The organism is Mesorhizobium sp. B2-8-5 (assembly GCF_006440675.2).
Taxonomy (GTDB): Bacteria; Pseudomonadota; Alphaproteobacteria; order Rhizobiales; family Rhizobiaceae; genus Mesorhizobium.
In genome coordinates this window covers 3,241,365-3,253,674 of the sequence record NZ_CP083951.1, presented here as the reverse complement: position 1 = coordinate 3,253,674, position 12,310 = coordinate 3,241,365, and the positions used below count along the sequence as shown (strand labels likewise).

The 12,310-nt window shown below is 63.3% G+C and carries 11 protein-coding genes and 1 other RNA gene; 4 read left to right on the top strand and 8 right to left on the bottom strand.

Going from position 1 to position 12,310, the window contains the following annotated elements:
• From FJ430_RS15730 to FJ430_RS15700, 7 genes are all read right to left on the bottom strand, one after another.
• On the bottom strand, positions 1-294 hold the full coding sequence (locus tag FJ430_RS15730) for a type II toxin-antitoxin system RelE/ParE family toxin (RefSeq protein WP_140644018.1): 294 nt from the start codon (positions 292-294) through the stop codon (positions 1-3).
• Entirely contained in the window at positions 291-575 is a 285-nt protein-coding gene (locus FJ430_RS15725; protein WP_140630896.1) for a type II toxin-antitoxin system ParD family antitoxin, read from the bottom strand. Before FJ430_RS15725 ends, FJ430_RS15730 begins: the two co-directional genes overlap by 4 nt.
• A gap of 154 nt (positions 576-729) precedes the next feature.
• Positions 730-1,126, bottom strand: an RNA gene (gene rnpB / locus FJ430_RS15720) — RNase P RNA component class A.
• A gap of 125 nt (positions 1,127-1,251) precedes the next feature.
• A complete protein-coding gene (locus FJ430_RS15715) occupies positions 1,252-1,956 on the bottom strand; it encodes a lytic transglycosylase domain-containing protein (RefSeq protein WP_140706006.1) in 705 nt (234 codons plus the stop codon).
• Positions 1,957-2,132: 176 nt separating this feature from the next.
• Positions 2,133-2,909 (bottom strand): N-acetylmuramoyl-L-alanine amidase, encoded by a 777-nt coding sequence (locus tag FJ430_RS15710; RefSeq protein ID WP_140705966.1) that lies wholly within the window; start codon positions 2,907-2,909, stop codon positions 2,133-2,135.
• Positions 2,906-3,625: a J domain-containing protein gene (locus FJ430_RS15705; protein ID WP_140705968.1), complete on the bottom strand. Its 720-nt coding sequence runs from the start codon at positions 3,623-3,625 to the stop codon at positions 2,906-2,908. Before FJ430_RS15705 ends, FJ430_RS15710 begins: the two co-directional genes overlap by 4 nt.
• A gap of 133 nt (positions 3,626-3,758) precedes the next feature.
• Positions 3,759-3,971: a hypothetical protein gene (locus FJ430_RS15700; protein ID WP_027168700.1), complete on the bottom strand. Its 213-nt coding sequence runs from the start codon at positions 3,969-3,971 to the stop codon at positions 3,759-3,761.
• A 176-nt stretch (positions 3,972-4,147) separates the two neighbouring features.
• On the opposite strand from FJ430_RS15700, the gene FJ430_RS15695 reads away from it, so the two are divergent.
• From FJ430_RS15695 to FJ430_RS15685, 3 genes are read left to right on the top strand one after another with little or no spacing between them, the layout of a single operon-like run.
• Entirely contained in the window at positions 4,148-7,774 is a 3,627-nt protein-coding gene (locus FJ430_RS15695; protein WP_140705970.1) for a hydantoinase B/oxoprolinase family protein, read from the top strand.
• 43 nt (positions 7,775-7,817) lie between these two features.
• Positions 7,818-9,116: a DUF3419 family protein gene (locus tag FJ430_RS15690; protein WP_140705972.1), complete on the top strand. Its 1,299-nt coding sequence runs from the start codon at positions 7,818-7,820 to the stop codon at positions 9,114-9,116.
• A complete protein-coding gene (locus FJ430_RS15685; RefSeq protein ID WP_140705974.1) occupies positions 9,113-9,778 on the top strand; it encodes a class I SAM-dependent methyltransferase in 666 nt (221 codons plus the stop codon). Before FJ430_RS15690 ends, FJ430_RS15685 begins: the two co-directional genes overlap by 4 nt.
• 9 nt (positions 9,779-9,787) lie before the next feature.
• Here FJ430_RS15685 and FJ430_RS15680 read toward each other — a convergent pair whose 3' ends face one another.
• The gene (locus FJ430_RS15680; RefSeq protein WP_140705976.1) at positions 9,788-11,170 is read right to left on the bottom strand and encodes a serine hydrolase domain-containing protein; all 1,383 of its coding nucleotides are present in this window, start codon (positions 11,168-11,170) and stop codon (positions 9,788-9,790) included.
• Positions 11,171-11,402: 232 nt separating this feature from the next.
• On the opposite strand from FJ430_RS15680, the gene FJ430_RS15675 reads away from it, so the two are divergent.
• Positions 11,403-12,194 (top strand): GH25 family lysozyme, encoded by a 792-nt coding sequence (locus FJ430_RS15675; protein WP_140705978.1) that lies wholly within the window; start codon positions 11,403-11,405, stop codon positions 12,192-12,194.
• Positions 12,195-12,310 lie beyond the last annotated feature (116 nt).

Below are 12,310 nucleotides of genomic sequence, written 5' to 3'. Positions count from 1 at the left end.
TCACGGGTTCACATCATCCGCTTCGATCTTGCGTCGACCGTGTAATACGCGGACAATCTCGATCGCATCGTGATCGACCCGGTACAAGGTAAGGTATTCGCCAACCACCAGATGGCGGATACCGGGCGCGATATCGTCGCGTGGAGCACCTGAAAAAGGATGCGGGCCGAGCAAGCTCCACCTCCTCTCCATGGCGTCTACGAACCGGACCGCGGCATTGGGACTATGGCTGGCGATGTAGTCGCCGATGTCTTCGAGATCGACCGCCGCTTGAGGAAGCAGCCGATATCTCACTCTTCGAAGCCTTTCGCTTCAGCCATCTTGCGATATTTGGCACGCGCTCGTTCGATGACCGACGGACCGTCGAGGGCCGGCCCGCTGTCGATCCCCTCCTGCACCAGTTTCCGCAGCTCTTCGACGCTGTAGCCGAGCAGATCGCGCCGCTCCTTCCATTGCCTGAGCGCATCGCGGATCACTTCGCTGGCCGAGGCGTATTCGCCAGCCGCGACCACATCGTCAACCGCGGCTGCCAGCTCCGGCGAAAGTGTGATGCTGCGTTTGTCGACCTGGCCCATGATGCGCTCCTGTTCCTCCTTCAAGGTACGATTTAATCGCACCCGCTTCAAGGAACAGGTCATCGCGTTCAGGGCGATTGCGCCGCACGTTGAATCAAAAGGCCCGCCTTCCGGCGTAACCTTCTGATTTCCTAACGCTACCGCACTTTGGAAAAATGCCAGCTGGCCTGTAAGCCGGGTTCTGTATGGCCCTCACCTTGCGGCGAGAACGTGGCGGCCATTCATCTTGGGCGCATGTTGCCATGCGCCTCACGCAACCTACCCGGACGGTGGGCCGGAAACAGCCCTCGAAGGTTTCCCCTCGCACCGCCCCTATTCGGTTTTGCTCCCGGTGGGGTTTGCCCTGCCGCTCCTGTCGCCAGTCGCGCGGTGGGCTCTTACCCCACCCTTTCACCCTTGCCCCGGCAAATGCCGTGGCGGTTTGCTTTCTGTGGCACTTTCCCTGGGGTCGCCCCCGCCGGCCGTTAGCCGGCACCGTGTCTCCATGGAGCCCGGACTTTCCTCACCCGCAACCTTTCGGTTCTCGCGGGTGCGGCCGCCCGGCCAGCTGGCAAGCGCGTATAAAGGGATTCCCACCCGAAAACGCAAACGAAAAAGCGTCCGGATGCGCGGCGGTTGGGACAACGACGTGCATGAAGCAGATACGCGTTGCCCAAATCCACTTCGGTGGGCCGGCTTAAGCCGGCGAACCCAGCGCCGCCATCTGCACCTTCACCTTGCTGCAATAGGCGGCCGAAACCGGATTCATCCGCCTGGCGCCGTGACCGGCATTGTATTTCAGGATTGTGCCGCAGGTGGTGCCGCCGCCGAGACCCTGCGCCATAGCAAGATACTTCATGCCGAATTTGATGTTGGTGTCGGGATCGAACAGTCCCTTGGTCGAACCGGTATAACCCATCATGCGCGCCGTGGCCGGCTTGATCTGCATGAGGCCGATCTCGCCGGCGCTTCCGACCATGCTCGGCCTGTAGTTGCTTTCGATCTTGATGACGGCTTTGGCCAGCGACACCGGCACGCCGTAGCTTGCGGCATAGCGGGCAACGATCGCCGAATATTGGCCCCCGCCGGCCGCGGCGGGCGCCGCCAGGGCGATCTTGCCGGTGTTGATAGAAGCGGTCGTGGTGAGATCGATCGCCTTTCTGCCGCGTTTGGCACGCTTAGCCGTCGATTTCCCCGCCCTAGTCGCGGCGGCTTTCTGCACCTTTGCCGGGGCTCTCTTGATCTTTGGCGTTTTGCTGCCCGGTACAGCCTTGCCCGTTATGGGGGCAGCGGCAAGGCCATTATCCGCCCGAAGGCTTAAAGGGGCGCTGCTTGCCGGATTGAAGGCAAAACTTATCACTCCGGCAGCAACAGCTGCCGCTACAACGGTCAATTTTTGCATGTAGTCCTGTTCTGTTAGAACCGCGCGAAGAATTCCGCGCAGCTGTGCCAATTCAACATCGGAACATCCGGGGGGATAGATGCCCGACGACTTGCGGGAGAGGCATTTGAAGGCGGAATTGGCGGCAATGAAGGCGACGCAATTCACTTTAAATGACAGATTGTAATTTAAGGAACTTATCGCGACCCCTTGGCGGGGGCTGCCTTTACGGAAGCGACGAGCCTTTCCAGCGTGCGGAGCGTCGAATTGTCCGCTGCACCATCCACCAGCCGCCGCCGGAAATGTCGCTGGAAGGCCGCTACCACGATTTCCGTCCGCTTGTCGTAGACACCCGACATCTCGACGCCATAGCCATAGAGCGCCAGCATCGACTGCAGCGCCTCGACATCGGCGCCGGTATCGCCGGCTTTGAGTGCGGCGCCGGGCTTTATCGGCGCCGCCGGCACGAGATGGCCGACGCCCGCCACGAACAGCGCCTTCCACGGAAATTTTTCGCCAGGGTCGACCTTGCGGCCCGGGGACACGTCCGAATGTGCGAGCACCCTTGCCGCGGGGATCGAATAACGGCCCACGATGCCCGCGCACAACTCGATCACGGCATCGATCTGTCGCTTCGGGAAGGCCTTGTAGCCCAGCGAATGCCCGGGGTTGACGATCTCGATGCCGACCGAACAGGAGTTTATGTCGGTACGTCCGAGCCAGGAACTCTTGCCGGCATGCCACGCCCGGTCGCTCTCGCGTACCATCTGGACGATGCGGCCGTCCTCATGAACGAGATAATGCGAAGACACTTCGCTCGCCGGATCACATAGCCACGCCTCGGCGCCGGCGCCGCTTGCCATGCCGGTATAATGCAGCACGATCATGTCGGGTCGAAGCGTCTCGCGGCGCGGACCGAAATTCGGCGACACCCGGACCTCGGCGCCTGGCTGGTCGGGCAGGAACCCGCTCATACGTGTCTGAGGCCCCGCTCGATCATCTCATAGGCGGCGTTGATGGCCGCGACCCTGGTCGTGGCGATCTTGATGAATTCCTGCGGCAAGCCGCGTGCGATCAGCCTGTCGGGATGATTGTCCGAGATGAGCTTGCGGTAGCGTTTCCTGATCTCCTCGAACGGCTTGCCGCGCTCGATGCCCAGAACGACATAAGGGTCGGCGGCGCCGAGATCGACGTGCCGCGACAGGATCGCTTCGTAATGCGCCTCGTCGATCCGGAAGATCTCGGCGATGCGATGCAGGAACTGGCCCTCATGCTCATGAATGAGGCCATCCGCCTTGGCGATATGGAACAGACCGTCGAGGATATCTTCCAGCATCATGCAGTTGGCATGGCCGGACCCGCAGAGCTGCGCCATGCGCTGGGCATAGATCTCGAAGCCGGCGACGTCCTGCTTGGCGATGTTGTAAAGCCGCGCCACGTTGCGTGTCTCGCTCGGCGGCACTTCGAAGATTTCCTGGAAGGCGCGCACCTCATCCTGCGTGACGATGCCGTCGGCCTTGGCCATCTTGGCCGAGAGCGCGATCATGGCCACGGAGAAGGCCACGCGCCGGCGCAGGTCCGGATCGCCCGAAAACACGGTGCGCACGGCTTCCACGACATCCGCGACGCCCGAGGACGCCGACGAGGAAACACGAGCGATGAAGTCGCCAAGACGGTCCCAAATCGACATGCCGGCTTCATAGTGCGAACCGGGCGGTTCTATCAAGCCTGGACGATGCCGCAGGCGATCCGCTGCGCGGGATCGAGGGCGAAAAGGGAAAGGCCGGCAAGGCCGGCCTTCCTCGATATTGTCTGTCAGGCTCTTACTGCGCAGGCGCGGCAGGAGCCGGATTTGTTGCCGGAGCCGGTTCAGCGGGCTTCGAAGCGTCGGGCGAAGCCGGCTTCATGGGCTGCTCGTTGGCCGGCGGATTGGTGCTTTGCGTGGTGGTATTGTCGGTGCCGGTGCCACTGTCGCTGCAAGCCGCGACCCCCAGCAGGGCGAGCGCCGAAACAGACGCCAGAATGAGCTTCTTCATGATATCTCTCCTTCAACAGACGCTCACATTTCGGTGAGCGGTCGCAAGAGAAATGCATCAGCAGGCCCGCCGGTTTCGTAACGTTGCATTTCCATGTGTAACATCAACTTGCGATTGCTGGCGCCGAAATCCCGAACTAACAGAACATACGCTCGAAGACATGATGGATAAGCAAAATGCCGGCAGCCGTGGGGACTGGGAAATGGGACTTCTGGATCGACCGCGGTGGCACCTTCACCGACGTCATCGGCCGTGACCCGCAAGGCCGGCTGCATCCCCGAAAACTCCTGTCCGAAAATCCCGAGGCCTATGCGGACGCCGCCATCCAGGGCATCCGCGACCTGTTGGGGTTGAAAACCGGCGCCGCCATTTCCGCAGACGCGATCGGCGACGTCAAAATGGGCACGACCGTTGCCACCAATGCACTGCTCGAGCGCAAGGGCGACCGCGTCCTGCTGCTCATCAGCAAGGGTTTTCGCGACGCCTTGCGCATCGCTTACCAGGCGCGGCCGGACATCTTCGCCAAGGAGATCATCCTGCCGGAGCAGCTTTACGAGCGCGTCATCGAGATCGACGAGCGCGTGCGCGCCGACGGCTGCGTCGAGCGCCTGCTCGACATCGCGGCCTGCCGCCCGGCGATCGAACAGGCCAAGGCCGACGGCATCGACGCGGTCGCCATCGTCTTCATGCATGCCTGGAAATATCCGGATCACGAAAAGGCCGTGGCCAAGGTTTGCCGCAAGATCGGCTTCAGCCAGATTTCGGTCTCTCATGAGGTCTCGCCGCTCATCAAGCTGGTCGGCCGCGGCGACACCACCGTGGTCGACGCCTATCTGTCGCCGATCCTGTCGCGCTATGTGCAGCGGGTAGCCGGCGAACTTGGCGCCGGACCGCGCCTGATGTTCATGATGTCGTCGGGCGGTCTTACCGCCGCCGACCTGTTCCAGGGCAAGGACGCGCTGCTTTCGGGACCGGCCGGCGGGGTCGTCGGCATGGTCGAGACGGCGAAGCTCGCCGGCTTCGAAAAGGTCATCGGCTTCGACATGGGCGGCACTTCGACCGACGTCGCACATTATGACGGCGAATACGAACGCGCCTTCGACACCGAGGTCGCCGGCGTGCGCATCCGCGCGCCGATGATGCGCATCCACACCGTCGCCGCCGGAGGCGGCTCGATCCTGCACTATGAAGCGGGTCGCTTCCGCGTCGGTCCGGATTCCGCCGGCGCCAATCCCGGCCCCGCCGCCTATCGGCGCGGCGGTCCGCTTGCCGTCACCGACGCCAACGTCATGCTCGGCAAATTGCAGCCCGATTTCTTCCCGGCGATCTTTGGCGCGGGCCAGGACCAGCCGCTCGATGTCGGCACGGTTGGCGAAAAATTCGCCGCACTTGCCGCCGAAATCGGCGACGGCCGGACGCCTGAGGCGGTGGCCGAAGGTTTCGTCACTATCGCCGTCGAGAACATGGCCAACGCCATCAAGAAGATCTCGGTGCAGCGCGGCTACGACGTCACCGAGTATCTCCTCAACTGCTTCGGCGGCGCCGGCGGTCAGCATGCTTGCCTGGTTGCCGATGCGCTCGGCATGGAAGCCGTGCTCATCCACCCCTTTTCGGGGCTGCTTTCCGCTTATGGCATCGGCCTCTCGTCGGTCTTCGCCTCGCGCCAGCAGGCGCTGCTGGAGCCGCTCGCGGACGCATCCAGGCCGGCGATCGAAAATCTCATAGGCGCTCTGCGCGGAGTTGTGGTCGCCGAACTTGTGTCTCAGGGCATCGCCGAGAGCGGGATTACCGCCAGGCCAATCCTCCAGATCCGCTACGATGGCACCGACACGGCTCTGCCGGTGAATTTCGAGCACGGCTCGATCCTGCGGGCGAAGGACGATTTCGAGGCCGCGCACAAGGCGCAGTTCGGGTTCGTCTATGAAAACAAGCCGATGATTATCGAGGCTGTAGGGGTGGAGGGCAGCGATGCCGGCGGCGCGGGCCGCGCGGAAACCGAAGCGGAGTTGCAGGATCTTGCCGTTGTTCCTTCCGAGAAGCGGAAAATATTCGCCGAAGGCGAATGGCGCGAGGCCGGCGTCTTTCGTCGCGAAGCCCTTAGGCAGGGCAACAAGGTTGCCGGCCCAGCCCTGATCATCGAACCCAACCAGACCGTTGTTGTCGAACCGGGCTGGCAGGCCGAGATCACCGCAAAGGACCATATTCTCCTGCGCCGAACGAGCAAGAAACGACGGCAGGCCGCACTCGGAACCGAGGCCGATCCGGTGATGCTTGAGGTCTTCAACAACCTCTTCATGTCGATCGCCGAGCAGATGGGCGTGACGCTGCAGAACACCGCCTATTCCGTCAACATCAAGGAACGGCTCGATTTTTCCTGCGCCGTGTTCGACCGCCATGGCGCACTGGTCGCCAATGCGCCGCACATGCCGGTGCATCTGGGCTCCATGGACCGCTCGGTCGAAACCGTCATCCGCCTGAATTCGGCCGACATCCATCCCGGCGACGTCTTCGCCCTCAACGCGCCCTATAATGGCGGAACGCATTTGCCCGACATCACCGTGGTGACGCCTGTCTTCGACGATGCGCGCAAGGAGATCCTGTTCTGGGCTGCCTCGCGCGGCCATCACGCCGATGTCGGCGGCACCGCGCCCGGCTCGATGACGCCGCTTGCGACAACGGTCGATGAGGAGGGCGTGCTGTTCGACAATTTCCGCATCGTCGACCGCGGCCGCTTCCGCGAGACGGAACTGGAGACCCTGCTGACCGACCACCCCTACCCCGCGCGCAATCCGTCCCAGAACATCGCCGACCTGAAGGCACAGATCGCCGCCAACGAAAAAGGCGTGGCGGAGCTGCGCAAGATGGTCGCGCATTTCGGGCTCGACGTCGTCGAGGCCTATATGGGCCATGTCCAGGACAATGCCGCCGAGAGCGTGCGCCGCGTGATCGAGCGGCTCCCCGACAGCGCGGCATACGAATACCCCACCGACACCGGCCAGGTGATCAGGGTGAAGATCACCGTCGACCGGCAAAAGCGCGAGGCGACCGTAGATTTCACCGGCACGTCGCCAGTGATGAAGAACAACTTCAACGCGCCGGAGCCCGTCGCCCGCGCCGCCGTGCTCTATGCCTTCCGCGTCATGGTAGAGGACATGATCCCGATGAATGCCGGCTGCCTCAGGCCGATCAACATCGTCATCCCCGAAGGCTCGATGCTGAAGCCCGCCTACCCGGCCGCCGTCGTCGCCGGCAATGTCGAGACCTCGCAGCACGTCACCAATGCGCTGTTCGGCGCGATGGGTGCGATCGCCAACGCGCAAGGCACGATGAACAACCTCACCTTCGGCAACAAGAAATACCAGTATTACGAGACGATCTGCTCCGGCTCGCCGGCCGGCCGGATGAATTCGGGACGCGGCTTTGCCGGCACGTCCGGTGTCCATACCCATATGACCAATTCGCGCCTCACCGACCCCGAGGTGCTCGAACTGCGCTTCCCCGTCGTATTGGAGGACTTCCACATCCGCGAAGGCTCAGGCGGCAAGGGCAAGTGGAACGCCGGCGACGGCACCAGGCGCACCATCCGCTTCCTCGAAAAGATGGAATGCGCGATCCTGTCCTCCCACCGCAACCGGCCGCCCCAGGGCCTCGACGGCGGCGGCGATGGCGAGGCGGGCTCGACCAAGGTCAGGCGCAATGACGGATCGGTCGACATCTTGAAGGCCTGCGACCAAACCACGCTCGATGCCGGCGAGACCGTCATCGTTACCACGCCGACGCCGGGAGCATTCGGAAAAGCGTGAAATCAACGTCAACTTGCCGTCAACAGGCTGTCACCTGCCTGTCATGCCGCTGCGCTACCCGCTTGCGCCAACGCAAATGGGGAATCACCTTGCCATGTCGGATGTTTCCGGAGAACTCGTTTATCGCCGAGGCAAGGAAGTCGGAAAGGCCGTCTACCAGAACCGCGCGTTGTCGAAGGACGGCATTTCCGAGCGGTTGTTCGCCTTTCTGTTCTCCGGCCTCGTCTATCCGCAGATCTGGGAAGACCCGGATGTCGACATGGAGGCCATGCAGCTCGGCGCGGGCCACCGCATCGTCACAATCGCCTCGGGCGGCTGCAACATCCTGGCCTACCTGACCCGCTCGCCGGCCAGGATCGATGCCGTCGATCTCAATGCCGCGCACATCGCGCTGAACCGCATGAAGCTGGAAGCGGTGCGCCACCTGCCGTCGCAGGGCGATCTCTTCCGCTTCTTCGGCGCCGCCGGCACCAGCCACAATTCCGACGCCTATGATCGCTTCATCGCGCCGCATCTCGATGCGGTCAGCCGCCACTACTGGGAGCGCCGCAGCTGGCGCGGTCGCCGCCGCATCTCCGTCTTCGACCGCAACTTCTACCAGACCGGCCTGCTCGGCCTTTTCATCGCCATGGGCCATCGCGTCGGAAAGCTGTTCGGTGTCGACCCGGCCGGCATCATGAAGGCCGAGAACATCGGCGAGCAGCGCCGTTTCTTCAACGAGGAGCTGGCGCCCGTTTTCGACAAGAAGCTGTTGCGCTGGGCGACGTCGCGGAAAGCCTCGCTGTTCGGCCTCGGCATCCCGCCGGCCCAGTACGATTCGCTGATCACGTCTGGCGACGGTTCGATGGCGAGCGTGCTCAAGGCGCGCCTGGAAAAGCTCGCCTGCGACTTCCCGCTCAAGAACAACTATTTTGCCTGGCAGGCCTTTGCCCGACGCTATCCGCAACCCGGGGAGGCGGCGCTGCCCGCCTATCTGGAACAGAGCAACTACAAGACGATCCGCGACAACATCGACCGCGTCGCCATCCACCACGCCAACCTGATCAAATTCCTTGGTGCCAAGGACGCTGGCAGCGTCGACCGCTTCGTGTTGCTCGACGCGCAGGACTGGATGACCGACGACCAGCTCAATGCGCTGTGGACCGAAATCACCCGCACGGCTTCGGCCGGTGCCCGCGTCATCTTCCGCACCGCGGCCGAGCCCAGCCTGCTGCCCGGCCGCGTCTCCAGTTCGCTGCTCGACCAGTGGACCTACGAGAGCGATGCCTCGCGCGAATTCTCCGCAAAAGACCGCTCGGCGATCTATGGCGGCTTCCACCTCTATGTGAAGCGCGCCGCATGAGCACGACGGAGCTGCCTGCCAGCCATGCCGAACTGATGGACGGCGTCTACCGCTGGCAGCGCCACATCTACGACCTGACCCGCAAATACTACCTGCTCGGCCGCGACCGGCTGATCGATGGGCTGGAGGCGCCGCAAGGCGGCACCGTGCTGGAGCTCGGCTGCGGCACCGGCCGCAACATCGTTCTCGCTGCCCGCCGCTACCCAGACGCCCGCTTCTTCGGTTTGGATATCTCGACCGAGATGCTGGAGACTGCGAACGCGACCATCGCTCGCGAAGGTCTCACGGACAAGGTCAACCTCGCACGCGGCGACGCCACCGATTTCGACGCCAAGGCTCTCTTCGGCATCGAGCATTTCGACCGGGTCTTCGTCTCCTATTCGCTGTCGATGATCCCCGGCTGGGAGAAGACCGTATCGGCTGCCCTCACCGCGCTCGCGCCCGGCGGCTCGCTCCACATCGTCGATTTCGGCCAGCAGGAAGGCCTGCCACGCTGGTTCAGGGCGTTGCTGCGCGGCTGGCTGCGGAAATTCCATGTCACGCCGCGCGCCTCGCTGCGCGACGTGCTTGAATCGGAATCGCAGCGCACCGGCGCAACCTTCCGTTTCAGAACGCTTTATCGCGGCTATGCATATCTCAGCGCGATCGGACTTTCGAAATAGCAAGCGCTACTAATGCAGCGCCTTCACCAGCGCCGCCACCATAGTCTGCGGCCGGTAGTTCAGCTTGCCCGGGGTCAGCCCGAGCCGCACCACCACCAGTTGCTCCGACGGAATGATCGCCACCGTCTGGCCGTCATGGCCCTCCATCCAATAGGTGTCCTTGGGCAGGCCTGCAGCGACGCCTGCGCCGGGATTTTCCTCATCGCCCGGGCCTTCGATCCAGACCTGGCCTTTGCCGTATACCTTTGAAGCCGGCGCGGGCTCGCGCATCCAGTCGACGAAACCGGGGGGCAGGATCTGGTTTCCGTTCCAGACGCCCCCTTGCAGCAGGAACTGGCCGAATCGCGCCCAGTCATGCGCCGTCGCGTAAAGATAGGACGAGCCCACGAAAGTCCCCTGCTCGTCGGTCTCGAGCACCGCGCTGTGCATGCCGAGCGGCTCGAATAGCGCCGTGCGCGGCCAGGCCAGCGCCTTGGCCTTGTCGCCGACCGCGTCCTGCCACAGGCGCGACAGCATCACCGCAGTGCCGCTCGAATAGGAAAACACCTTGCCGACCTCGCCGCTCAGCGGCTTGGCCTCGGCGAAGCCTGCCATGTCCGGCTCGAGATAGAGCATGCGCGTCACGTCGGCGACGTCGCCATAATCCTCGTTGAATTCGAGCCCGCTCGACATCGCCATCATGTCGGCAAGGCTGATGGCGGCTCGCCCATCGGCCTTCCACGGCGCGAACAGGCCCTTGTTGTCGATGGCCATCTTGCCGTCCTTGACCAGCGTGCCGACGATCGCGGCATTCACCGTCTTGGTCATCGACCAGCCGAGCAGCGGCGTCTTGGTCGAAAAGCCCTCGCCATAACGCTCGGCGACGACGCGCCCGTTTTTCACCACAACGATCGCCCGCATACCCGTGCCTGCCATGGCGGCATCGTCGACGATCTTCGCCACGTCCGGATTCTGGGAAGCGTCCACGCGCTCGCCATCGGGCCAAAGCGCGTCCGGCTGCGCCGGCGTGGAGGCCGCGGCGCGCAGCGACGTCTGCCTTGCCTTGCCGGTGTCACCATCGGGAAGCGACGCGCAGCCGACGCCGTCGCGCTCGACCGCGACGCTCTTGCCCAGAACCCAGAACAGGCCGGCCGAAACCAGCCCCCTCTCCTTGTCGACGGAGACCTTCATCAGCTTGAGCAGCGGATGGCCCGGCGCCTGCACGTCGACAGCCAGCACCTGCTTGGCGTCGCGGCCGGCGATGAACACGTTCGAGCACACGATCTTGGCCGAATAGCCGGAACCGACACGGATGAGTTCCGGCGGCGCGAAATAAAGCCAGGCAACGAGCGCGACCACGGCCAGGATCACAAGGCCAAGCAGCCATTTGATGAACTTCACGACAGCCCGCATCATTTCCGCCCTTTGGAGTCTTCGGCTCGATTTATGTCATCGATTTGCCGCCATTGATTCCGCAAAATCATCGGTGTTGTCGAGCGCCGTCAATGGATTATCAACCATGTTCGGCGATCAACGGAGGAGCCGGATAGTCTCGTGGGGCGACAATCCGGAAGGGGCTTGCGCAAGCGACCACCACCAGTGAAGGACCCATCAGCGGCCGGCTGAACCCGGCTTGGGAAATGCCATGCGCCGTCTTGCGGCCATCCTGATGCTTACGCTGCTGGGCGCTTGCTCCACGGTGGACGATCTTTCGCCATTGTCGCCGTCTACGCAGACGGTGGCCGTGCGCGCGCCCAAATTCGAGGATTCAAAGCCGCATGAATGGGACAGCGGCGCGCCGTGGAATTACGCCATCCACGGCACGGATGTCTCCAAATACCAGACCTCAGTCGACTGGCCGACAGCCAGGGCCAGCGGCATCTCCTTCGCCTTCATCAAGGCGACAGAGGGCGGCGATCGTTTCGACGACTATTTCAACGAGCACTGGGCGCGTACCAGGGCGGCCGGAGTTCCGCGCGCGGCCTATCATTTCTTCTATTTCTGCACGCCGGCCGAAACCCAGGCGCGCTGGTTCATCGCCAATGTCCCAAGGGACCCGTCGGCGATGCCGCCGGTGCTCGACATGGAATGGAACCCGAAATCGCCGACCTGCAGGCTGCGCCCCGATCCGGCCACCGTGCGCAGCGAAATGACCGTCTTCCTGCAAATGGTCGAGCGCCATTACGGCAAGAAGCCGATCATCTACACCTCGCTCGACTTCTTCGACGACAACCAACTGGCGACCTTCCGCGGCTATCCCTACTGGCTGCGCTCGGTCGCAGGCCATCCGCGCGAGAAATACGGCAGCCACCCCTTCACCTTCTGGCAGTACACCGGAACCGGCATCGTACCCGGCATGACCGGCAAATCCGACATCAACGTCTTCAACGGCTCGGAAGCCGCCTGGAAGAAGTGGTTGCGGCAGAACACCCGTTGACATCGGCTGCCCCGCCTGCTTTTCGACACGGCGGGCGGCGAAACATGCAACCGCTGGTAATCCGGAGCGGCGTACTCACGCGAGTGCCTGGCGCGGCTCCTGGGCTTTGAAATCCT

Excerpts from the sequence above, each read along its gene's own strand:
- FJ430_RS15705 (WP_140705968.1), bottom strand. The coding sequence starts at position 3,625 with ATGTCGATTTGGGACCGTCTTGGCGACTTCATCGCTCGTGTTTCCTCG.
- FJ430_RS15675 (WP_140705978.1), top strand. The coding sequence starts at position 11,403 with ATGCGCCGTCTTGCGGCCATCCTGATGCTTACGCTGCTGGGCGCTTGC.
- FJ430_RS15685 (WP_140705974.1), top strand. The coding sequence starts at position 9,113 with ATGAGCACGACGGAGCTGCCTGCCAGCCATGCCGAACTGATGGACGGC.
- FJ430_RS15680 (WP_140705976.1), bottom strand. The coding sequence starts at position 11,170 with ATGCGGGCTGTCGTGAAGTTCATCAAATGGCTGCTTGGCCTTGTGATC.
- FJ430_RS15695 (WP_140705970.1), top strand. The coding sequence starts at position 4,148 with ATGCCGGCAGCCGTGGGGACTGGGAAATGGGACTTCTGGATCGACCGC.
- FJ430_RS15715 (WP_140706006.1), bottom strand. The coding sequence starts at position 1,956 with ATGCAAAAATTGACCGTTGTAGCGGCAGCTGTTGCTGCCGGAGTGATA.
- FJ430_RS15710 (WP_140705966.1), bottom strand. The coding sequence starts at position 2,909 with ATGAGCGGGTTCCTGCCCGACCAGCCAGGCGCCGAGGTCCGGGTGTCG.
- FJ430_RS15700 (WP_027168700.1), bottom strand. The coding sequence starts at position 3,971 with ATGAAGAAGCTCATTCTGGCGTCTGTTTCGGCGCTCGCCCTGCTGGGG.
- FJ430_RS15725 (WP_140630896.1), bottom strand. The coding sequence starts at position 575 with ATGGGCCAGGTCGACAAACGCAGCATCACACTTTCGCCGGAGCTGGCA.
- FJ430_RS15690 (WP_140705972.1), top strand. The coding sequence starts at position 7,818 with ATGCCGCTGCGCTACCCGCTTGCGCCAACGCAAATGGGGAATCACCTT.